24 protein-coding genes and 1 pseudogene are annotated in these 20742 nt (G+C 52.2%); 21 read left to right on the top strand and 4 right to left on the bottom strand.

Annotation, left to right across the window (positions count from 1 at the left end; translation table 11 throughout):
* Window positions 1–4 precede the first annotated feature (4 nt).
* Window positions 5–292: a flagellar biosynthesis anti-sigma factor FlgM gene (gene flgM / locus HV302_RS19745; RefSeq protein ID WP_016151838.1), complete on the bottom strand. Its 288-nt coding sequence runs from the start codon at window positions 290–292 to the stop codon at window positions 5–7.
* A 96-nt stretch (window positions 293–388) separates the two neighbouring features.
* Entirely contained in the window at window positions 389–1159 is a 771-nt protein-coding gene (gene flgA, locus HV302_RS19740) for a flagellar basal body P-ring formation chaperone FlgA (protein WP_095715135.1), read from the bottom strand.
* Between the two features lie 82 nt (window positions 1160–1241).
* Between flgA and flgB the strand changes: the two genes are divergently transcribed.
* The 12 genes from flgB (at window position 1242) to HV302_RS19680 (ending at window position 11311) form a co-directional block, all read left to right on the top strand.
* Window positions 1242–1589 (top strand): flagellar basal body rod protein FlgB, encoded by a 348-nt coding sequence (flgB, locus tag HV302_RS19735; protein WP_016151840.1) that lies wholly within the window; start codon window positions 1242–1244, stop codon window positions 1587–1589.
* Between the two features lie 2 nt (window positions 1590–1591).
* Complete coding sequence (flgC, locus tag HV302_RS19730; RefSeq protein WP_016151841.1) at window positions 1592–2023, top strand: flagellar basal body rod protein FlgC; 432 nt, start codon at window positions 1592–1594, stop codon at window positions 2021–2023.
* Window positions 2023–2889 (top strand): flagellar hook capping FlgD N-terminal domain-containing protein, encoded by an 867-nt coding sequence (locus tag HV302_RS19725; protein ID WP_046275407.1) that lies wholly within the window; start codon window positions 2023–2025, stop codon window positions 2887–2889. Before flgC ends, HV302_RS19725 begins: the two co-directional genes overlap by 1 nt.
* A 26-nt stretch (window positions 2890–2915) precedes the next feature.
* Window positions 2916–4118, top strand: a complete 1203-nt coding sequence (flgE, locus tag HV302_RS19720; protein WP_046275408.1) for a flagellar hook protein FlgE — start codon at window positions 2916–2918, stop codon at window positions 4116–4118.
* Between the two features lie 9 nt (window positions 4119–4127).
* Entirely contained in the window at window positions 4128–4865 is a 738-nt protein-coding gene (locus HV302_RS19715; protein ID WP_137379574.1) for a flagellar basal body rod protein FlgF, read from the top strand.
* Window positions 4866–4895: 30 nt separating this feature from the next.
* On the top strand, window positions 4896–5681 hold the full coding sequence (gene flgG / locus HV302_RS19710) for a flagellar basal-body rod protein FlgG (RefSeq protein WP_181626479.1): 786 nt from the start codon (window positions 4896–4898) through the stop codon (window positions 5679–5681).
* A 68-nt stretch (window positions 5682–5749) separates the two neighbouring features.
* Window positions 5750–6415 (top strand): flagellar basal body L-ring protein FlgH, encoded by a 666-nt coding sequence (flgH, locus tag HV302_RS19705; RefSeq protein WP_029139421.1) that lies wholly within the window; start codon window positions 5750–5752, stop codon window positions 6413–6415.
* 14 nt (window positions 6416–6429) lie between these two features.
* Entirely contained in the window at window positions 6430–7551 is a 1122-nt protein-coding gene (locus HV302_RS19700; protein WP_016151847.1) for a flagellar basal body P-ring protein FlgI, read from the top strand.
* An 8-nt stretch (window positions 7552–7559) separates the two neighbouring features.
* The gene (locus tag HV302_RS19695; RefSeq protein ID WP_029139422.1) at window positions 7560–7862 is read left to right on the top strand and encodes a rod-binding protein; all 303 of its coding nucleotides are present in this window, start codon (window positions 7560–7562) and stop codon (window positions 7860–7862) included.
* Between the two features lie 98 nt (window positions 7863–7960).
* Complete coding sequence (gene flgK, locus HV302_RS19690) at window positions 7961–9337, top strand: flagellar hook-associated protein FlgK (RefSeq protein WP_181626478.1); 1377 nt, start codon at window positions 7961–7963, stop codon at window positions 9335–9337.
* Between the two features lie 17 nt (window positions 9338–9354).
* Window positions 9355–10284 carry a flagellar hook-associated protein FlgL gene (gene flgL, locus HV302_RS19685; protein ID WP_019076091.1) on the top strand — a complete coding sequence of 310 codons (930 nt, stop codon included), beginning with the start codon at window positions 9355–9357 and terminating at the stop codon, window positions 10282–10284.
* A gap of 25 nt (window positions 10285–10309) precedes the next feature.
* Window positions 10310–11311 carry a hypothetical protein gene (locus tag HV302_RS19680; protein WP_016151850.1) on the top strand — a complete coding sequence of 334 codons (1002 nt, stop codon included), beginning with the start codon at window positions 10310–10312 and terminating at the stop codon, window positions 11309–11311.
* Here the strand turns inward: HV302_RS19680 and HV302_RS19675 are convergent.
* Both HV302_RS19675 and HV302_RS19670 read right to left on the bottom strand, forming a co-directional pair.
* Window positions 11308–11787 carry a hypothetical protein gene (locus tag HV302_RS19675; protein ID WP_181626477.1) on the bottom strand — a complete coding sequence of 160 codons (480 nt, stop codon included), beginning with the start codon at window positions 11785–11787 and terminating at the stop codon, window positions 11308–11310. The genes HV302_RS19680 and HV302_RS19675 overlap by 4 nt on opposite strands.
* Window positions 11765–12711: pseudogene (locus HV302_RS19670) on the bottom strand (winged helix-turn-helix domain-containing protein). Before HV302_RS19670 ends, HV302_RS19675 begins: the two are co-directional and overlap by 23 nt.
* Window positions 12712–13266: 555 nt before the next feature.
* On the opposite strand from HV302_RS19670, the gene lafA reads away from it, so the two are divergent.
* The 9 genes from lafA (at window position 13267) to lafU (ending at window position 20732) form a co-directional block, all read left to right on the top strand.
* Window positions 13267–14181 (top strand): lateral flagellin LafA, encoded by a 915-nt coding sequence (lafA, locus tag HV302_RS19665; protein ID WP_049040787.1) that lies wholly within the window; start codon window positions 13267–13269, stop codon window positions 14179–14181.
* Window positions 14182–14377: 196 nt separating this feature from the next.
* Window positions 14378–15703, top strand: a complete 1326-nt coding sequence (fliD, locus tag HV302_RS19660) for a flagellar filament capping protein FliD (RefSeq protein ID WP_181626476.1) — start codon at window positions 14378–14380, stop codon at window positions 15701–15703.
* Window positions 15704–15736: 33 nt separating this feature from the next.
* Complete coding sequence (gene fliS / locus HV302_RS19655; RefSeq protein WP_003843794.1) at window positions 15737–16129, top strand: flagellar export chaperone FliS; 393 nt, start codon at window positions 15737–15739, stop codon at window positions 16127–16129.
* Window positions 16130–16133: 4 nt separating this feature from the next.
* Window positions 16134–16451, top strand: coding sequence for a hypothetical protein (locus tag HV302_RS19650; protein WP_016151855.1), 318 nt, complete (start codon window positions 16134–16136; stop codon window positions 16449–16451).
* Window positions 16448–17623, top strand: a complete 1176-nt coding sequence (locus HV302_RS19645; RefSeq protein WP_181626475.1) for a flagellar hook-length control protein FliK — start codon at window positions 16448–16450, stop codon at window positions 17621–17623. The genes HV302_RS19650 and HV302_RS19645 overlap by 4 nt, the downstream gene beginning before the upstream one ends.
* A gap of 7 nt (window positions 17624–17630) precedes the next feature.
* Complete coding sequence (locus HV302_RS19640) at window positions 17631–18101, top strand: flagellar basal body-associated FliL family protein (RefSeq protein ID WP_181626474.1); 471 nt, start codon at window positions 17631–17633, stop codon at window positions 18099–18101.
* 20 nt (window positions 18102–18121) lie between these two features.
* On the top strand, window positions 18122–18838 hold the full coding sequence (locus HV302_RS19635; RefSeq protein WP_046275416.1) for a FliA/WhiG family RNA polymerase sigma factor: 717 nt from the start codon (window positions 18122–18124) through the stop codon (window positions 18836–18838).
* Window positions 18839–18867: 29 nt separating this feature from the next.
* Window positions 18868–19731 carry a flagellar motor stator protein MotA gene (motA, locus tag HV302_RS19630; protein ID WP_181626473.1) on the top strand — a complete coding sequence of 288 codons (864 nt, stop codon included), beginning with the start codon at window positions 18868–18870 and terminating at the stop codon, window positions 19729–19731.
* A 2-nt stretch (window positions 19732–19733) separates the two neighbouring features.
* Window positions 19734–20732 carry a putative lateral flagellar export/assembly protein LafU gene (gene lafU / locus HV302_RS19625; protein ID WP_016151860.1) on the top strand — a complete coding sequence of 333 codons (999 nt, stop codon included), beginning with the start codon at window positions 19734–19736 and terminating at the stop codon, window positions 20730–20732.
* Window positions 20733–20742 lie beyond the last annotated feature (10 nt).

Below are 20742 nucleotides of genomic sequence, written 5' to 3'. Positions count from 1 at the left end.
CCTCTTATTTCTGGAAAAAGCTGAGCATGTCACCAGCCAGTTGCTGGGTATCAACCTGCATGTCGCCTGCGGCCAGCATGGCCTGCATTTGCGCCACTTTGTCGTAATCAACGTCGCTTTGCGGATCGCTGTTCAGCGTTTGCTGCGCCGTTTGCAATCCCGCCTGAGTAATATCGTCGGCGGAAAGTGTCGCGGCGCTGGAGGTAGTGGTCTGCGTGCTGCTCTTGTCTGAACGCGTCTGCCCGGTTGTAGATGCAGGGCGATCGCCTGGCAGAGTCGGGGTAATTTTCATAGCAACCTCGTACATATTTCGTTGGGTTGGTTATCTGTTATTGGCTAAAAGCGACGGTAAGAGAGGAAAACTTTAATCCCATCACAAAAAATCCCTTCACTGCTCGGCCGTCAGCGTGGTGACCACGCCGATATCGTCCACCATCCCGCTAATGATCCGCTGGCTGCTGCTGTTGCGAATTTTTATCACATCCCCTTTGCGCCCGTTCTTCAACGCCACGCCCGGCATCGAGGCGGTAATTCCGGCCGTATGGGAGACGATCATCACCGGTTGGTCGCGTTTGACCAGCACCGGTTGAACCAGCTCGCTCCGGGTAATCGGTTTGCCCGGTTGCAGGGCGCGCTTGCTGGTGAGACCAATCGCCTCATCCATATTTGTCATTAATCCTTCCCGCTGGTTGCTGATATTGAATTTTTTAAGCTGCAGGTCGTTGACCGTAATTACCGTATCTCGGGCAATCAACGACTTTGGCATCACTACCGGCACCGACACGTCGGGGCGTACCGCAACGTTAAATTGCCAGCCCGCGCTGCCCGGACAACTCACCACAAAGTTCATTCGCGTCAGGGCCATTCCTGGGGATGTGCTGGAGGTGATCTGGGGCGCTGTTGCGCATAGCGCGCTGGTGCTCACCGTTGAGGGAATATAGACGTTGAACGTGTAGCGATAGTCCTGCCACTGTTGTTTTTTCGCCAGCGCGTCAATTTCATGACCGGCGGCAGTTATGACCCGCGCGTTGATCTGTTCCCGGGCGCTGTGCTGAATGGGATGGACGGCGGCATGTGCGGGTAAGACACAGCATAACGCCAGCATTATTTCCGCGGCAAAGGGGAAAGAAGGCTTCCTTATGTCGAAGGGGAATTTCATAAAGTCATTTCTCATCAATCACTTAAAAGTTGGCATACATATTGCTAATAACAGCGATATCTACGCAGGAGTGATGCAAGAAATGGGAATCAGTTTTCAGCAGGCATTGGGTGTACATCCGCAGGCAGTGAAGTTACGTCTTGAGAGGACCGAGCTACTGACTGCGAATCTGGCAAACGTCGATACACCAAATTTCAAAGCTAAAGATATTGATTTTGCCGCTGAGATGCAACGGGCAAGTCGCACAAATGTGCTGCCCGAGGCTGACGTGAAATACCGTGTGCCGATGCAGCCCTCAGAGGATGGCAATACCGTAGAGCTGAATACCGAGCAGGCCCGGTTTTCACAAAATAGTATGGATTATCAAAGCAGTCTGACCTTTTTGAACCTGCAACTTAGCGGTATCAAAGAGGCCATCGAAGGGAAATAACCATGTCGTTTACTGATATTTACCAGATTTCCGGCTCGGCGATGACGGCGCAAACCATCCGTCTGAATACCGTCGCCAGCAACATGGCGAATGCGGAATCTCCCGCCAGCAGCGAGGCGCAGGCCTATAAGGCGCGCAGCCCGGTTTTTGCTGCGGTTTACCACAATAGCCTGATGGGTGGGCATAACCGCCATGCCATTGATGGTGCCAGCGTACAGGTACAGGACGTCATGCAAAGCGGCGGAGCGGTGAAGCGTTATGAGCCGCACCATCCGATGGCGGACCAGAACGGTTTCGTCTGGTATCCGGATGTCAATGTGGTCGAGCAAATGGCCGACATGATGTCCGCCTCACGTGATTTTGAAACCGACGTTGATGTGCTGAATAACGTCAAAAGTATGCAGCAAAGCTTACTCAAACTGGGAGAAGTGTAATGAATACCCTGACTCTGTATGCCCAATCTCAGGCGCAGGCTCCTTCTTCGGAGAATACGGCGGTGGCTGAAAATAACGTCGGCGCCACGGCGCAAAGCAGCAATCTGGGAGACAGCAGTTCTTCCTCAACGTCGTCAACAACGAATACCAGCGGGACAAGCGGTACTCCAACCACGACAACGTCCACCGAAACGTCCGCGGTTGATACGTTTTTGACGCTGTTCGTGGCTGAAATTGAAAACCAGGACCCGACCGATCCAACCGATCCTACGGCCTATATCGATCAGCTCGCCTCCATGGCGCAGGTTGCCATGATGGAAGAGATGAGCGTTGAGGCAAACACTAACGCCGTACTGATGAGCAACATTCAGGTGATGGCGCTGGGGAATATGGTCGGCGACGACATCATGGTGCAAACCACCTCGCTGGATATCGAAGACAACAGCAAAGAAATCCAGGGACGCGTGACTCTGGATGACAGTTGTACCGATGTGGATCTGCACTTTACCGATGAAGCCGGTGATGACTACACCGTGTCGCTGATCCCGCAAGGTGAAACCTCCGTCGGGCCCGGCCAGGTGGATTTCGACATCAATCCTGCGGATTACGGCATCCCGCCGGGCGATTACAGCGTATCCGTGGTGACCAATACCGGAGAAGAGGAAGTGCCGATTGAGGTTACGGGAACGGTGGAAGATGTGCGTATTCCGCTCGATGGCAGCACGCCGGTGCTCAACGTTGACGGCGTTGGCGAAGTGCCTTTCACCATGATCACCCAGTTTGGCGTTCCGGACAGCACTGATGACATCACGCCGCCGGATACTGACGACGGCGGCGATAACGCCGACAGCAACACCGTGATCTGATCTCGTTTACATTACAGGAAGAAACAATGAGTTATGAAATTGCAGCGACGGGACTGAACGCCGTCAACGAACAGCTTGATGGCATCAGTAACAACATCGCAAACTCCGGTACGGTTGGGTATAAATCGATGACCACCCAGTTTTCCGCCATGTATGCCGGAACGCAGGCGATGGGCGTGAGCGTGGCGGGTTCGGCACAAAGCATCTCCACCGGCGGCTCTATGGTTTCAACCGGCAATGCGCTGGATCTGGCGATCAACGACGATGGTTTTTTTGTGATGTGCGACAGCGCCGGGAACATCTCCTATACCCGCGCGGGTTCCTTCGTGACGGACAAAAACGGCTATATCGTCAATGCGTCTGGCGATTACCTGCAGGGCTATCCGGTTGATGACAGCGGCACGCTGCAAACCGGCACCGTTACCGATATCCAGATTAAAACCGGCAACATCCCGGCGCAGGCCACGGACAGCATGACCTTCACGGCAAACTTTGACGCCAGTGATGAAACAATCGATCGCGCAACCGTGCCGTTTGATGCCAACAACAGCGATACCTACACCGACAGCTACACCACCACCGTGTATGACTCGCTGGGTAATGAGCACTCGGTTAGCCAGTACTTTACTAAAACGGCGGATAACACCTGGGAAGTGCAATACACCTTTGATGGTGAAGCGCAGAGCGGTGTACCGCCGACTACGCTGACCTTCGACCCAAATACCGGCAAGCTGACGGCTCCAACCACACCGCAAACCATCACCTTCACCACCGATGAAGCCGCACCGATTTCAATGACGATTGACTACTCCGATTGTACTCAGTACGGCTCTGATTTCTCAGTCACCACCAACGCCGCCACCGGTTATGCCTCGGCAACGCAAAACGGCGTGCAGGTCGATGACGACGGTAAAGTTTACGCCACCTACAGCAACGGTGAGCGCATGCTGCAGGGCCAGGTTGTACTCGCCACCTTCCCGGATGAGAACGGACTGGAAGCAGTGAGCGGTACTGCCTGGGTACAGACGGGCGAATCCGGTACGCCGCTGATAGGTACGCCTGGCTCCGGCTCCTGCGGCACGCTCTCCTCCGGCATGCTCGAAAGCTCCAACGTGGATATCACCAACGAACTGGTCAATCTCATGACCGCCCAGCGTAACTACCAGGCGAACACCAAGGTGATTTCCACCAGTACGCAGTTGGATCAGGCTCTCTTCCAGGCGATGTAAGGCTAAGAAATGGATCGGTTGATTTATACCGCGCTGAGCGGCGCCACCCAGACGTTACAAGAGCAGCAAATTAGCGCCAACAACCTCGCCAACGTCAACACCAATGGTTTTCGCGCGGATATGGCGATGGCGAGTAATGACAAAGTGAAGGGCGGTGGTTTTGATACGCGTTTTATGGCGAAGGAAAGTCCCAGCGGCGTCAATGACAGCACCGGCGTGGCGGAAAAAACCGAGCGCCCGCTGGACGTCGCCATTCAGGGGACGGGCTATATCGCCGTGCAGGACAAAGCCGGAAACGAGGTCTATACCCGCAACGGCAATATTCAGCAAGACGATCAGGGTCAGCTGACCATCGACGGTAACGTGGTGCTCGGAGATAACGGCCCGATTATTTTGCCGCCAAACGCGATTGCCTCTTTCGGCAGCGACGGCACGCTCTCGGTTACGCCTGACGACGGTGATGTTACCGCCACGATGGATATCGATCGGCTGAAGCTGGTGGATATCCCGGTCGCCAATCTGGCGAAAAACAGCGAGGGAATGCTGGTGACGGCGGATGGCTTACCGGCCCAGCGCGATGAAAACATCAAAGTAAGCGGCGGCTTTCTGGAAGGCAGTAACGTGTCTGCGGTAAGCGAAATGATGTCGTCCATTGCGATGAACCGCCAGTTTGAAGCGCAAATCAAGATGATGAAAACCGCTGAAGATCTCAGCGACTCCGGCAACAGGCTGCTACGCGGCTCCTGAGTCGTAGCCTTTAATCAGGGATAAAGTTTTATGAACGCAGCGTTATGGATCAGTAAAACCGGCCTGTCGGCGCAGGATGCTGAGATGAGTGCGATTGCCAACAACATCGCCAACGTCAACACCACGGGCTTTAAGCGTGACCGCGTGATGTTTGCTGATCTGTTCTATCAGACTCAGGAAGCACCGGGCGCCATGCTCGATCAAAACAACATCATGCCGACCGGAATGCAGTTCGGTAGCGGTGTGCGCATCGTTGGAACCCAAAAAACCTTCACCGAAGGGAATGTGGAAACCACCGATAATGCGATGAACGTGGCCATCATGGGGCAGGGGTTCTGGCAGGTGCAAAAGGCCAACGGGGATATTGCGTATACCCGTGACGGCAATATGCAGATTAACGCCGACGGCGTGCTAACCAACGCCCAGGGGTTGCCGCTGCAACCGGAAATTGATGTTCCCGCAGGCGCGACCAACGTGGCATTTGGCGAAGATGGCACCGTGACGGCGATCCTGACCGGCGACAGCGATCCGACCGAACTGGGGCAACTGACGCTGGTGAACTTCGCCAACCCGGCGGGGCTTTCAGCCGAAGGCGACAACCTGTATCTGGAAACGGTAGCCAGCGGTCAACCGACGGAAGGTATTCCGGGGGAAGATGGTCTGGGCACTTTGCAGGACAGCGCGCTGGAAGGCTCGAATGTGGATATTGTCAACGAAATGGTGGCGATGATTAACGTGCAACGCGCCTATGAGATGAACGCCAAAATGGTCTCTGCGGCAGACGATATGCTGCAGTTTATTAGTCAGACGCTGTAATTCAAGAATGTGAAATGCCGGATAGCGGCTTCGCCTTATCCGGCAAATTTAAAGTAAACAGGCAGAACGTGAAAAATTATCTCTGGCTGGTGGTACTGCTGCCCCTGTTAAGCGGGTGCGAATCGCAGGCCCTCCTGGTCAAAAAAAATGACGAATTCTTTGCTCCTCCCAAAACCGAGTTGCCGCCAACGGCGGATGGTCGCGCGGGAGGGGTGTTCGAAACGGGTTACAAGTGGTCGCTGACGGCAGACCGCCGCGCCTATCGGGTGGGCGACATCCTGACCGTGATGCTGGAAGAATCCACCCAGTCGAGCAAACAGGCGAAAACCAATTTCGGCAAGAACAATACCGTTGATATCGGCGCACCGACTCTTTTTGGGCATACCAAAGATAATCTTTCCGCTTCCGTGGACGCCAATCGCGATTTTAACGGGACGGCGACCTCGCAGCAGCAAAACAGTTTGCGTGGCGAAATTACGGTGTCGGTGCACTCGGTACAGTCGAACGGCATTCTGGAAATTCGTGGTGAAAAATGGCTCACCCTCAACCAGGGGGATGAGTACATTCGCCTGAGTGGTCTGGTGCGCGCCGATGATATTCAAAACGACAACTCCGTCTCATCGCAGCGTATTGCCGATGCGCGTATCTCCTATGCGGGCCGTGGAGCATTGAGCGATGCCAATGCGGCGGGCTGGCTGACGCGTCTGTTTAACCATCCTCTCTTCCCGATCTAATGCAGGATTTTAATATGCAACACATAAGCGGGCGCTGGATGAAGGCGTTAAATGGCATCGTTATCGCCCTGAGCCTGGTGCTGCCCGGCACTACGCAGGCGCAATCTCTGGAGTCGCTGGTCAACGTCCAGGGGATCAGGGAAAACCAACTTGTTGGCTACAGCCTGGTGGTGGGGCTGGACGGAACCGGGGATAAAAACCAGGTCAAATTCACGAACCAAACTATTACCAACATGCTGCGCCAGTTCGGGGTACAACTGCCGGGTAAAATCGATCCGAAGGTGAAAAACGTCGCGGCGGTAGCGGTCAGCGCGATGCTGCCGCCAATGTACTCGCGTGGGCAGACCATTGATGTCACGGTCTCGTCGATTGGCGATGCCAAAAGCCTGCGCGGCGGTACGCTATTGCTCACCCAGCTACACGGCGCAGATGGGGAGGTTTATGCCCTTGCACAAGGGAGCGTGGTGGTGGGCGGGATGAACGCGACCGGGGCTAGCGGCTCCAGCGTGACCGTGAATACCCCCACAGCCGGACTGATACCGAATGGCGCGTCAGTCGAACGTGAAATTCCCAGCGATTTCCAGATGGGTGACACCATTACGCTTAATCTGAAGCGTCCCTCCTTTAAAGATGCCAATAATATTGCGGCGGCGATCAACGCCTCGTTTGGCGGCATTGCTACGGCACAAAGCTCGACCAACGTCAGCGTTCGTGCGCCAACCAGCCCAGGGGCGCGCGTTGCCTTTATGTCTCAGTTAGATGACGTCCAGGTTCAGGCAGAAAAAGTACGCGCCCGCGTGGTGTTTAACTCGCGTACCGGCACGGTGGTGATGGGGGATGGCATTGCCCTGCACGCGGCGGCGGTATCGCATGGCAGCCTGACGGTTTCCATCAATGAAAGCAGCAACGTCAGCCAGCCGAATGCCTTTGCCGGCGGTCGTACGGCGGTGACGCCGCAGAGTAATATTTCGGTGAATCACGCCCGACCGGGGATGATTACGCTGCCTGAATCCAGCAGCCTGAAAACGCTGGTTAATGCGCTCAACAGCCTCGGGGCCACGCCGGACGACATTATGTCCATTTTACAGGCCCTGCATGAAGCCGGGGCACTGGATGCCGATCTGGAGGTCATTTAATGGCTGACATCAAAGTGAATCATAGCGGGGGCATTGACGGTAGCGATGCGTTAATGGGCCCGAAAATTAAAGATAACGATTTGCAGAAAGCCGCCCAGCAGTTTGAAGCCATTTTCTTACGCAACATGCTGAAAGAGATGCGTAAAACCAATGAGATCTTCGACTCCAAAGATAACCCGTTTAACAGCGACTCGGTGCGCATGATGCAGGGGTTTTACGACGATCAGTTATGTAACAGCCTGGCCCAGCAGCACGGTATTGGGATTGCGGCGATGATCGTTAAACAGCTCTCCCCGCATCACAAAGGATAAAGGTTGCGCGGCGGCTTAAGAACTGAGGTTTTTTCGCCGCTTTTAATCGGCAAGGTTGTTAACGACAGACCGGGGAACTGACCGGCGAGGACTCTTTGATGGACATGATTAACATTGGCTACAGCGGCGCATCAACTGCGCAGGTGGAGCTTAACGTAACGGCGCAAAACACGGCGAACGCCATGACCGACGGTTATACCCGGCAGGTGGCCGTCACCAGTACCATTGGCGCCAGCTCAGGCTCGGCGAACAGCGCGGGTAACGGTGTGCAGGTGGACAGTATTCGCCGGGTATCCAACCAGTATCAGGTGAACCAGGTCTGGTATGCCGCCAGCGATTACGGCTATTACAACACCCAGCAGACGTATTTAACTCAGTTGGAAACCGTGCTCAGCGATGATAACAGCAGCCTGAGCGGCGGCTTTGACAACTTTTTTGCCGCGCTAAACGAAGCCACCACCAGCCCGGATGACTCTGCTCTGCGTGAGCAGGTGATCAGCGAGTCCGGCGCGCTGGCGCTGCGCGTGGATAACACCCTTGATTATATCGATTCGCAAAGCAGTGAAATCGTTAGTCAGGAGCAGGCGATGGTGGCGCAGGTGAATACGCTTACCAGCGGTATTGCCAGCTATAACCAGCAGAACACTGAAGCCGAAGCCAACGGGGATAACGCGTCTGCGCTCTACGATGCCCGCGACCAGATGGTTGAAGAACTGAGCGGCATCATGGATGTTCAGGTCAATATTGATGATGAAGGTAACTACAACGTCACGCTGCAAAACGGTCAGCCGTTGGTGAGCGGGCAAGAGAGTTCCACCCTCGAACTGGAGACCAACGCCGACGGCACGCAGAGCATGTCGCTGACGTTCGCCGGAACCACGTCATCCATGAACACCGATACCGGCGGCTCGCTGGGCGCGCTGTTTGATTATCAGAATGAGGTACTGACGCCACTGACGGGGACGATTAACAGCATGGCAGAGCAGTTTGCCGATGCGGTTAACACCCAACTGGCGCAGGGCTACGACCTGAACGGAAATCCCGGCGAGCCGCTGTTTATTTATGACGAAAACTCATCGGATGGTCCGCTGGAAGTGAACCCCGATATCACCGCCGATGAGCTGGCGTTTTCCAGTTCGCCGGATGAAAGCGGCAACAGCGATAACCTGCAGGCGTTGATCAACCTCTCAACCGAACCGTTAGATATCGAGGGGCTTGGTAGCGTAACCGTGGGCGAAGCCTGTTCATCAATCATCAGTAACATCGGTATTTACAGCCAGCAAAACCAGACGGAAGCGCAAGCGGCAGCGAACGTGTACTCCGAAGCACAGAACCAGCAGAGCAGCGTCAGCGGCGTCAGCATGGATGAAGAAGCGGTGAACCTCATTACCTACCAGCAAATTTACGAGGCCAACCTCAAAGTTATCTCAACGGGCGCAGATATTTTCGACTCTGTGCTGGAAATGTGTAGTTAATCTGGAGGGCTATTATCATGCGCGTGTCTACCCAACAATCCTATGTGTCTATGACGCAGAGTTTTAACGATCTTTCCAGCGATCTTTCCCACGTTGTCACGCAGATGGCGACAGGGAAAAGTATTCTGCTGCCGTCAGACGATCCTATCGCTGCGACACGAATCACCCAGCTTAACCGCCAGCAATCGGCTCTCGATCAGTATCAAACTAATATTGATTCCGCCTCGGCGGGGATGAGCCAACAGGAGTCTATTCTGGATGGAGTGAATAACGATCTGTTAGCGATTCGCGACGATCTGCTGGAGGCCGCCAACGGCACCAACACCGCCGAGTCGTTATCCAGCCTGGGGCAGGATATTCAGTCGATGACCGAAGCGATGGTCTCGGCGCTGAATTATCAGGATGAAGACGGTCACTATGTGTTTGGCGGGACGGTGAACGATCAACCGCCCATTGTCGCGGTAGATGAGGACGGTGACGGGGTGACCGACAGTTATACCTATCAGGGTAACGACGATCATCGCCAGACCACGGTGTCCAATGGCGTTGAGGTTGATACCAATGTGGCAGTCAGCGATTTCTTCGGCGATAGCCTCGACGTTCTGAACACTCTGACGTCGTTGTCGAAAGAATTACAGGATCCGTCGGTTGACCCTGCCGATCCACAGGTGCAAAGCGATATTCAAAATGCCATTGATACGGTGGATGTGGCCTCAGACGCGCTCAACGCTTCTATAGCCACCATTGGTGAAACGCAGAATACGATGAGCATGCTGAGCAGTGCTCAGACGGATATCACTACCTCCAACGATCAGCTTATCAGTCAGTTGAGCGATCTGGATTATGGCCCAGCCTCCATTACCTTTACCGGTCTGGAAATGGCGATGGAAGCCACTTTAAAAACCTACTCCAAAGTGAGTGAGTTAAACCTTTTCAGTGTGATTTAACAGTTAGCAGTAGCTCAGGAATAGTATGCAGGTCGGTTTAAATACAACATCACTCTCCGGTAGCGGAGCGCTTAATCCTTCTGTGCAGCAGCATACCGTTGCGCAGAATGCCCCTGTCCGTCAAAAGTTACCCGCAACGGCGAGTGATTACCCGGCCTCACCCCTTATTACTACCCGGCCTCAGCGCTACAGCGTGCAGCTTAACGATCAGCTCACCACGCTGCAGCAGGCTGACCACTACCTGGGTCAACTGGAGCAGCATTTGCTGGACTTTCGTCACGCTTCTCGCCGCGGCGGACAGACGTTGCAGCAGAAGGGGGCAGAACTTACCCAGTGGCTGGAAAAACGGCCAACATTGTCCGGTGATGCGGTCGACAGGCAGTTGCGTCCGGTTTTACAGGGCGAGGCACGCGTCACTTTTCACTCGCCTGAACTGGCGCAGATGCTGCAAAAAAACGCGATAAGTTCACGCATGTTCAGTGTTTCTGACGGGCGGCAGACGCAGCACTCTGCGGTGGTGGTAGGCGAGGACCTGGATCCTGGTCAATACAAAATGATGATGAGCAATGCGCTGCGCCGTGTCGGTGTACAGGTGCACGATCAGCAGGGGGCGCTGAGCTTTTCCACGACGGAGAAGCAATGGCAGCAGATCCAACAAACCCTGAGCGTACGTGATGTTGACGCGAAGTCCTCGGCGTTTACTCTGCTAAAGACATTTGCCGATCCCTCTCGTTCAGATGAGCTTCTGCAACATATCGCGCAGGGCAGTTCCCGCACTCAGGATGGGTTACAGCAGGCGCTGGATGCGATTGGCGATCAGCGCGCGCAAATGGCCGCGCAGCAGGAGAAGGCCCGGCAGCTGATTGACGGTATGGCGCGTTTTCCGCAGGCAGAAAGTGCGGTTAAAGCATCTGAATCACTGGGCGGGGTACTGGATCATGCTAATCACAATTATCAGGTTTTAGCCCAGGCGGTCAACGGACAAGCCCGGCTTTCCAGCCAGACTGTCCGTAGCTTATTAAGTTAATTCTGCTGACAAGATGTTGTCGAAAAGGTAAATGCCGAGGGGGCTGTGATTAACAGGCCTCCTACATCCTGAGTGAAGAGCAAATTTTGCTGCGGGTTTAAATGAATCCACCACGTATGAAGGTTATGCTCAACAATAAAGGAACTGAAATTTGATAAGCGGAGATCGTTATTATCCGCTTTCGCATCGCTAAAATGAAGCTCACCTTGTTGAGATGATTCTGTAGAACGATTAAGGCAAGTGGAGATCTCGAATACTGAAGGAACCTGGTTATTATGTTCCAAAGGGATGAGCGTAAGGGCCGTATCCTTGTGTTGTGGGCTCAGAATAAGTTGGTAATGTGCATTCCTTCCGGCGTTAAGATCATAATAGGCAATAACCGTGTGCTCAATGTGGGCATGGGCCAGAAAACTAAAAAATAGGGAGGAAATAGCCAGGATATAAAAAGCGTAATTATTTGCATTTTGGCATTTCATTTAACATTTTCTCCACTTCTTTAATTAAAATACCATTCATTTCGTTATCTTTATTTAGCCAGTTATCAAAGCTTAGTGCTAACTGCCAGCTATCATTGCATTGATTGCTCATCACAATATCAAGTGCGAGTTTGTTCAACGAGACCCGATAATAAAGGGTCATCGAGGCGCTATGCGCGACCAACAGTTGATTGATTTGCTCTATACCAGGAAGAATATGTTTTGAAACAAGCGATAACGATTTCTTATTCTCACCTGGATCGTAAAGATGATAGACCGTAATACGGTTGGCATTTTCAAGCGTTTCTTTAACCAGTTGTGGAGTTTCTTCCGTTTTAGTGGATGACGGCGCTTTAAAATATGAGATCAGTGCAAACAGCGACAGAGCGACAACGATAACGGGCAAGGTAATCAGAACAGCCCGATAAGGATGATGTTTGGTTGCCAGTTTTTTCTTGCTGACTTCATGTAATGAACTGTTATTTAAGGTTATTTTTTCTGTTGTTGTTGATGGCAGTTGCTCCTCAGACGCGAGGATTTCAACTACCTCAGCATTCTCTTCGGTTACCTCACTGGCGCTGTCATCAACCTTATTTTCATTAGGAGCAATGATTTCAGTTAGATAGAGTTTATTAAACAAATACCCTTTTTTTGGTATGGTTTTATAATTTCTTGTTGTTTACCATCATCAATAGCGACGCGCAGGGCGTGAACGGCTGTCGGCAGGCTATTTCCACCGACGATGCGATTCTTCCAGACAGCGGTCATTAAAAATGAACGAGATAAAACAACATCGGCATTTTTAGCTAATGTCTCTAACAGAATAAAATGGTATTCGCCCAGGCGACGTATCTCACCTGTTTCACAGTGGATTAACGCATTAAGCGAAGAGTCCATCCGCCAATTGTTGACTACAATACTCATGGTTTATTATACCCGCGCAAGATTTTTATATCCCTGGTGTCACACCGTTAAAAATCAGTGCATTAAAATTCTGGAGAAATTGAGATGTCTTCTGCCTGAGAAACAGCAGGTAAATCGGTATTGAGTGTTTTTTATGCTGTGCAAAAGAGGATTGGAAATGTAGCGAAAGTGTCTGAGACTCACAATATAAAAATACATGGCATTTGCAACCAAATGTAAAATAAAGTTATAACCAGGCTCTTTAAAACATTTTTATCTAAGCATAATCTTATTTTTATCATAAGGTTAACATAGAAGGTGCGTAATCGATCGGGTCGTTATTAGATATTTCTAATAATCTTTTAATTAAATCTTGATTGAGATCTTCCTTATGCAGTGATTGTTTTGGTGAGGAGCACGGAAAGCTAAAATAGAGGTGGGAGACGTTTTATCTCTCGCGTTAACGATGTTGTGCAAGGCGTAAAAAATTTTTCTGCAGCGCTTTAAGTTTTCCGAAGGGGTGGTCGTTTTTACAGAGTATCGAAACGAAAACGATTATTCCCAAGGAGCAGTACCATGTTATCGATTAATACTAATACCGCATCAATGTCCGCTGTTAACGCTATCAACAAAAGCAGCGCATCACTGTCTACTTCTATGGAACGTCTGGCGACAGGTAACCGTATTAACTCTTCTGCAGATGATGCTGCGGGCAAACAGATTGCCAACCGTCTGACTGCGCAGTCCAGCGGTATGGGCGTTGCGCTGAGCAACATTCAGGACGCGACTGCGATGCTGCAAACTGCAGACAGCATGTTTGACGAAATGACCGACGTACTGGGCCGTATGAAAGACCTGTCCACTCAGGCAGCGAACGGAACCTACAGCGACGAAGATTTGCAGGCGATGCAGGACGAATACGACGAACTGGGTCAGCAGATGTCCGATATGCTGCAGAACACCACTTACGGCGGCACCAACCTGTTCGGTGTTTCCGGTACCAGCAACACCGGCAAAGACGGTCTGTTCCAGGGGGCGGTAACCTTCCAGGTTGGTGCTGAATCTTCTGACACCATGACCGTTGATATCTCCAGCCAACTGGACTCTCTGGTTACCGATTTAAAAAGCGTTAGCAATTCTTTCGAAGCTGATCAGTTAGATGCGACCGGTACTGCAGGCATTTCCGGTGGTACTGAGCTGACCGCTTCTGGTTCTGCAAACCAGATGATCACTACTATCCAGACTGCAATGGACGACGTGTCTAAGATCCAGTCCAAACTGGGTGCATCTATCAACCGTCTGAACGATACCGCCGCTAACCTGACCAGCATGCAGGACAACACTGAAGTGGCGATCGGTAACATTATGGATACCGACTACGCGACGGAAGCGTCCAACATGACCCAGCAACAGGTGCTGATGCAAACCGGCATCACCATGCTGAAGCAGTCCAACAGCATGTCCAGCATGGTTTCCAGCCTGCTGCAGTAATTCCTGACTTAACGTCATTTCCAACACCGCCACCCGGCGGTGTTGTGCTTTCAGCGACCTGGCTTTTACCTGGAAACCTTCCTGGGGAAGGGAAAATTCATTTCCGCTACTAAGTTAACTCACTGAATTTTAATTGTAAAAATTATTGGCATGTATTTTGCTTTTACATAAATAACGTTGCACGGAGTCATTGATCATGAGCTATACGAGTCCGATCCAAAAATTAGCACAACAATTTGCCTACGCCGATATTGCCACCCAGGCGACGAATCTGCAGAACCAACAGAACGAGTTGAATGCTGAGAGCAGCGGTCTGGACTCGCTCAGTAACGCGCTGACTGATTTTCAGACGGCAATCGATGCGCTGAACAGCGACACCGACGGCCCACTGACGTTTTCCGCCACCACAAATAATGAGTCGAATACGGTGTCGGCAAACTCGCAGGCACAGGCGGGGACCTACTCATTTTATGTTTCGCAGTTAGCACAGGGGCAACAAACCACGTTCAGCATGAGCGACGATACTTACGCCGCGACGGGTTCATTTGAGATAACCATGGATGACGGCACAACCATGGATATTGACCTGTCTACGGTCGATGAGGATGGCGATAACTGTGTTGATGCCAGTGAACTGGTTGATGCGATTAATAACTCGGACGATAACCCAGGCGTGTCGGCGGCATTGGTTAAGACCGACGGCACGACCACCATCATGCTGACCTCTGATACCACCGGTGAGCAAAGCGGTTTTTCGGTGAGCGTTTCGGGTAACACCGATCTGGCTACGGCGGAATCCTCCAGTGAACAACAGATAACGCAAGCGCAGGACGCCATTATTCACCTCGGTAACGAGGATGGCCCTGCGATCACCAGCAGCACCAATACCTTTGACGATGTGATCCCCGGCGTGACGATGACTTTTTCTGAGGTTAGCGATCCTGATGATCCTAACGATGTGACCACTTTTACCGTCGCGGAAGACTCCAGCGGATCGCAGGCCAAAGTGCAGACCTTTGTTGATGCCTACAACACCTTGGTCGACACCATCGATTCACTGACCAGCTATGGCGATGACGACACGGCGTCCGGGGTTTTTGCGGGTGACGCCGGGATGAATTCGCTGGCAAATCAGATGGATGATATTGCTCACGCGTCTTACGGTGGCGTGTCGATTGTTGATTATGGCATCACGCTGGATTCCGACGGTCACTTACAAATTGACTCCACTCAGTTCAGCGAAGCAATGGAAGAAAACCCGGACGGTTTGACCGCTATTTTTGTCGGGGAGGACAGCATGGTCGCGCAGATGGACGACCTGATGGAAAGCTATCTGGATTCCAGCAACGGCATCATCGCCCTGCGCCAGGAAAACATTGATGACCAGCAGAGCAAAATTCAGGACGAAAGCGATCAGCTGACTGAAACCTATAACACCAACTACGAGCGCTATGTGGAAGAGTACACCAATACGCTGGTGGAAACGTACACCATGAAAATGAGTATGGCCGCGTTTATGTAACCGGCTGATTTAAGAGAAGGATTGAGAATCAACATGTACGACACGCAGGATGGTTATTCGCAATACAAAGAGATGGATCTTGCTGCGCGTACCGCAGCAGCATCGCCATTAGAGCTGGTGCTGGTGCTGTTTTCGGGGCTGATGGACGAGCTGGAACGCGCCAAAAGCCACATTGAGAACAAACGCTATGAGCGCAAGGCGCAAAGCATCAACAAATGTATCGATATTCTCAACGCCTTAACCAGCTCGCTGGAGTTTGAAACGGGCGGCGAGTTGGTGGTGAATTTGTCCCGGCTGTATGACCACTGCGTCTACCGCCTGTATGAAGCCAGCGGCGAATTGTCGCTGGAAAAAATTGATGAAGTGATCCTCATCCTGACCAATCTACGCACAGGCTGGGAAGGTCTGTCGGCAAAGCTGGGATAAGACGATGGAAAGAGAGCGTCAGCAACAGCAGCTTTATGCCCTGGTAAAAGAGATGAACGAGGCGCTGGATCGAAAGCGTTGGCGCCGATTACCCGGCCTGCATCAGCAGGTGATGCGCGTTTTTCATGACTATGCCGCCTGGGAAACCGATGCCACCGCGTTGCGAGAGGTCAAAGACACCCTGCATGCGGCGTTTGAGGTGCTGATTGCCCGACGAACGCAGCGTGCGGAAGAACTCAAAGCGCGCATGGATCAACATCAGCAAAATCAGGAAGGAATGTTGGCGTACTCAATGGTTAATTTAATTTCGGAGAAGGCATGAATCCTGTATTACTGGCCTCGGCCAGTGCGTTGGCAGAGGCCACACCGGAAAAAGCGGCTATTTCGGCCCCAACAACGTCAACGAGCGGCAGCACGTTTTCTTTACCGCGGGCCGGGCTTAACGCGGTGGCTGAACGTTTGATCGGCGCAAAAATAAACCAACAGCAGGCGTCGTTGCCTGAGCATCAACGCGATGATGCAGATCCTGCGGCCATGCAGGCATTGCTGGCGATGTTACTGGCGCAACCGGCACAGCCGTTAACGCCTGCGGCGGCGCAGAAGCAGCCTGACGGTGAGATGCTGAAAATGCTGACGCAGGCGCAAACTACGGGGGCGGGGTCTGCGCTTTTGCGCCAACTGGCGAGCGCGATGGCCGGGCAAGGAAAACAATCCATGCCGTCGGCTGAGCAGCACGCCACGGATTTATCGTCACTGTCGCCAAAGCTGCAAACGTTACTGGCATCGATCACCGAGAATTTGCCCCAGGCAACCCCGGATCAGCAGGCCAAACTGGCGACATTCTCCGCCCAGGATCTGCGCGCGATCGCGCCTGAACCTGTCTCGCTTTCGACCTCACAGCAAATTTCCGCCCGGGTGAAGTCAGCGGATCACGCCGTTCCTCGCCCGATGGCGGTGAGAAAAACGGATAGCGTAACGGTTAACCCATCGCTTGCGTCGCAAAGTTTGCTCAATACGGCGGTGCAGGGAACTCAGCCGGTAAATGCCCTGAGCGACCACAACGTGGTGTCGACGCAAGTTTCCGCGCCTACCACGCTGTCAACAGAGGAGCTCGGCGAGAAGCTCACCGCGCTGCTCAAAGACAGAATTCAATTCCAGTTGGGTCAGCAACAGCAGGTGTCGACCATTCGTCTAGACCCGCCATCGCTGGGCAAACTGGAAATTGCCGTGCAGCTGGACGCAGGAAAGCTGATGGTGCACATCGGCGCAAATCAGAGCGATGTCTGCCGCTCGTTGCAGCAATTTAGCGAGAACTTACGCCAGCACCTCACGGCGCAGAACTTCATGGAAGTGAATGTTCAGGTCTCTTCCGAGGGACAATCGCAACAGCAACAACAGCAGTCAGGTCATCAACAGGACGAGGTGACGTCGGCGCTAACGCTTAACGACGAACCTCAATTTCAACAGAACGAATCCGTTCTGATCAAAGTGTAAAAGCAAGATGAAGAAAATTGTTATTGCGTGTGTGATCAGCTCTGTCGTTGCTCTGGGTATTGCTGGTGGGGCTGGATGGGGTATTTATCATTTTATGAATAAAGGTGCGATAGCTAAGGCAGCAAAATCCACTGAGATACCCGAAGAAAATCAGGATGAGAGCAGCAGCATATTTGTTTCTCTGCCGGAAACGGTGGTTACGCTTCATGATAGTGAAGGGACAGACCGATACATGGTGGCAGAGCTGGTAATGGTCGTTGATTCAGAGAAAGACGCTGAAAAAATTAAGAAAGACGAACCGCTCTATCAAAGTATTACGGTAGATGAACTCTCGAATATGAAATATGAAGAGATTCGGGCGCTGAAGATCTCCGATATCAGAAAGAAAGTTTTTGAAAATCTGAAAATTGAATTAGCGAAACGCAAAATGGCGACACCGTATAAGGACATATTGGTGAAAAAAGTCGTGTTTCAATAAGCGACAAGCCAGGAAATAACATGATCCAGGATGCTTACGAGTCAGAAGATTTTAATGCGACGCCCGTGCTAACGCCAAAGCAAGAGAGCCATTATTTACAGGCTTATCTTCCTTTGGTGCGCAAAGTGGTGCGTCAACTTGCGCCGCAATGTACCTGCGTTATGGACAGGCAGGATATGGAGCAAACGGCGCTGATGGGATTACTGAATGCGATTCGCCGCTATGGTCAACCGGATGAGGGCTTTGCCGGTTATGCCGTCCATCGTATCCGCGGAGCCATACTCGATGAGCTGCGCAGCCTCGACTGGCGGCCTCGTCAGCTACGACAAAAATACCATCAGATTAAAGATTTGATTCGTGATGCGCGTACTCAGCTCGGGCATGAACCCTCATGGGAAGAGCTTTCCCGGTTGGGTTTGTCGTCTGAAGATTATCAGGAATATCAACAGCTGGAAGGTGCCGAGTCGCTGGCCAGCCTGGATGAATTACTGAATGGCGATATACCGATTGCGCCGCTCGAAGGGCGGGGGCTTGAAGAACAATTCGTCACGCAGGAAATGCTGGGTTATGCCCTGAGCCAACTCAGCGAAAAGGAGGGACTGGTGCTCTCAATGTATTACCAGCACGATATGAATTTAAAAGAAATCGCGCTGGTATTAGGGCTGACTGAAGCTCGAATTTGTCAAATGAATAAAAAAATCACGCACAAGATTCGTGATTGTTTATATCCAGATTAACAATTCCGAATCAACATGCGGAGGACGTAATGCAAAAGATTTTTGGTTTATTGGTGGTTTTAGGCTGCGTATTTGGTGGCTACTTTGAGGCTGGCGGACAGTTAATTGCTATCTGGCAGCCGGCAGAAATTATTATTATCGTGGGGGCCGGTCTGGGGGCGATGATTATCGGTAACCCAATGCATGTGCTTAAAGAGATTGCTCACCAGATCAAAGGCGTGGTCAGCAAAAAGAAAATGGGGCCGGAGTTCCAGCGTCAGTTGCTGATGTGCCTGTATGAACTGCTGGAAATGGTGCAGAACGGCGGTCTGCGTATGTTGGATCAGCATATCGAACAGCCGGAAGAGAGTACCATTTTCCAGAAATACCCGCTGGTACTGACCCAGAAACGACTGGTGACCTTTATCGCCGATAATTTCCGTCTGATGGCGATGGGAAAAATTGATGCCCACGAGCTGGAAGGGATCCTCGATCAGGAACTGGATACCGCGGAAGAATCGCTGTTAACCCCTTCGCGTTCCCTGCAGCGTACCGCCGAGGCGATGCCTGGCTTCGGCATTTGCGCGGCGGTGCTGGGTATCATCATCACCATGCAGTCAATCGATGGTTCCATTGCGCTTATCGGCCTGAAAGTGGCGGCGGCGCTGGTGGGGACATTCTTAGGGGTCTTCATCTGTTATAGCGTGATGGATCCGCTGGCAAACGCCATGGAACAGCAGGCGCGGGCGGAACATTCGCTGCTCGAATGTGTACGTACCGTGCTGGTGGCGCAAGCGGGCGGTAAGCCGACGCTGCTGGCGGTTGATGCGGGACGTAAACTTCTTCATCTGGCTTCCAAACCCACATTCGCCAATCTGGATGCGTGGGTGAATGCGATGCTGGAGCAAGAATAAGCATGAGGAAGGGGCCAAATCGTCGCGATCGCGGCGCGAAAACCACCATTATCCGCCGACAAATCAAAAAGAATCATGCAGGTCATCATGGGGGAGCATGGAAGGTGGCATTTGCTGACTTTACGCTGGCGATGATGGCGTTGTTTATGACGTTGTGGATTGTGAACAGCGTCAGTAAAGCTGACCGCGAAAATATCGTGGCGGCGCTGCATGGTCAGTCAATCTTTAACGGTGGCGGTATGGCGCCGTTAAATAAGCTGGGCAAGCAGCCGATAGCGCCGGGAGCGCAGAAGAAAAACGTCACGCGCAACAAACTCGATAAAACCGTCAACCCGCAGGAGACGGCGAAAATTACGGAAGAGAACGCGAAAAAGGCGCTGGATGTGAATGAAAAAGCGGTGCTGCTGAAACAAAAATCAGCCCGCGAATTGGGCGAACTGGCGACCGACATTAACGTTATCGCCCGCAATGCGCATATGGAAACTAACCTCGAGATGGAGATTGTTCCTCAGGGGCTGCGCGTACTGATTAAAGATGACCAGAATCGCAATATGTTTGAACGCGGTAGCGCCAGGATTATGCCGTTCTTTAAATCGCTGCTGGTTGAACTGACTCCCGTGTTTGACTCGCTGGATAACAAGATAATCATCACCGGGCATACAGACGCGATGAGCTATAAGAGTAATATTTACAACAACTGGAACCTCTCCGGCGACCGCGCTTTGTCGGCGCGACGCGTGCTGGAAGATGCCGGAATGCCGCAGAATAAAGTCATGCAGGTCAGCGCGATGGCGGACCAAATGCTGCTGGATGCGAAAAACCCGGAAAGTGCCGGGAACCGTCGCATTGAGATCATGGTGCTGACGCAAAGCGCTTCCGATACGTTGTATCAATATTTTGGCCAGCAGGGAGAGAAGGTTGTGCAACCGCTGGTTGATAAGCTGGACAAGCAAAAGCAGGTGACTTCTTTACGTCAACAATCTGCTCCCGTCACTCATTAATTCTGTTCTC

The organism is Citrobacter sp. RHBSTW-00859, from assembly GCF_013729795.1.
GTDB classification, from domain to species: domain Bacteria; phylum Pseudomonadota; class Gammaproteobacteria; order Enterobacterales; family Enterobacteriaceae; genus Citrobacter; species Citrobacter braakii.
The sequence above is the reverse complement of the archived record's forward strand: the minus strand, read 5'-3'. Positions and strand labels throughout refer to the sequence as shown.

Excerpts from the sequence above, each read along its gene's own strand:
- flgM (WP_016151838.1), bottom strand. The coding sequence starts at position 292 with ATGAAAATTACCCCGACTCTGCCAGGCGATCGCCCTGCATCTACAACC.
- flgA (WP_095715135.1), bottom strand. The coding sequence starts at position 1,159 with ATGAAATTCCCCTTCGACATAAGGAAGCCTTCTTTCCCCTTTGCCGCG.
- flgB (WP_016151840.1), top strand. The coding sequence starts at position 1,242 with ATGGGAATCAGTTTTCAGCAGGCATTGGGTGTACATCCGCAGGCAGTG.
- flgC (WP_016151841.1), top strand. The coding sequence starts at position 1,592 with ATGTCGTTTACTGATATTTACCAGATTTCCGGCTCGGCGATGACGGCG.
- HV302_RS19725 (WP_046275407.1), top strand. The coding sequence starts at position 2,023 with ATGAATACCCTGACTCTGTATGCCCAATCTCAGGCGCAGGCTCCTTCT.
- flgE (WP_046275408.1), top strand. The coding sequence starts at position 2,916 with ATGAGTTATGAAATTGCAGCGACGGGACTGAACGCCGTCAACGAACAG.
- HV302_RS19715 (WP_137379574.1), top strand. The coding sequence starts at position 4,128 with ATGGATCGGTTGATTTATACCGCGCTGAGCGGCGCCACCCAGACGTTA.
- flgG (WP_181626479.1), top strand. The coding sequence starts at position 4,896 with ATGAACGCAGCGTTATGGATCAGTAAAACCGGCCTGTCGGCGCAGGAT.
- HV302_RS19700 (WP_016151847.1), top strand. The coding sequence starts at position 6,430 with ATGCAACACATAAGCGGGCGCTGGATGAAGGCGTTAAATGGCATCGTT.
- flgK (WP_181626478.1), top strand. The coding sequence starts at position 7,961 with ATGGACATGATTAACATTGGCTACAGCGGCGCATCAACTGCGCAGGTG.
- flgL (WP_019076091.1), top strand. The coding sequence starts at position 9,355 with ATGCGCGTGTCTACCCAACAATCCTATGTGTCTATGACGCAGAGTTTT.
- HV302_RS19680 (WP_016151850.1), top strand. The coding sequence starts at position 10,310 with ATGCAGGTCGGTTTAAATACAACATCACTCTCCGGTAGCGGAGCGCTT.
- HV302_RS19675 (WP_181626477.1), bottom strand. The coding sequence starts at position 11,787 with ATGAAATGCCAAAATGCAAATAATTACGCTTTTTATATCCTGGCTATT.
- lafA (WP_049040787.1), top strand. The coding sequence starts at position 13,267 with ATGTTATCGATTAATACTAATACCGCATCAATGTCCGCTGTTAACGCT.
- fliD (WP_181626476.1), top strand. The coding sequence starts at position 14,378 with ATGAGCTATACGAGTCCGATCCAAAAATTAGCACAACAATTTGCCTAC.
- fliS (WP_003843794.1), top strand. The coding sequence starts at position 15,737 with ATGTACGACACGCAGGATGGTTATTCGCAATACAAAGAGATGGATCTT.
- HV302_RS19650 (WP_016151855.1), top strand. The coding sequence starts at position 16,134 with ATGGAAAGAGAGCGTCAGCAACAGCAGCTTTATGCCCTGGTAAAAGAG.
- HV302_RS19645 (WP_181626475.1), top strand. The coding sequence starts at position 16,448 with ATGAATCCTGTATTACTGGCCTCGGCCAGTGCGTTGGCAGAGGCCACA.
- HV302_RS19640 (WP_181626474.1), top strand. The coding sequence starts at position 17,631 with ATGAAGAAAATTGTTATTGCGTGTGTGATCAGCTCTGTCGTTGCTCTG.
- HV302_RS19635 (WP_046275416.1), top strand. The coding sequence starts at position 18,122 with ATGATCCAGGATGCTTACGAGTCAGAAGATTTTAATGCGACGCCCGTG.
- motA (WP_181626473.1), top strand. The coding sequence starts at position 18,868 with ATGCAAAAGATTTTTGGTTTATTGGTGGTTTTAGGCTGCGTATTTGGT.
- lafU (WP_016151860.1), top strand. The coding sequence starts at position 19,734 with ATGAGGAAGGGGCCAAATCGTCGCGATCGCGGCGCGAAAACCACCATT.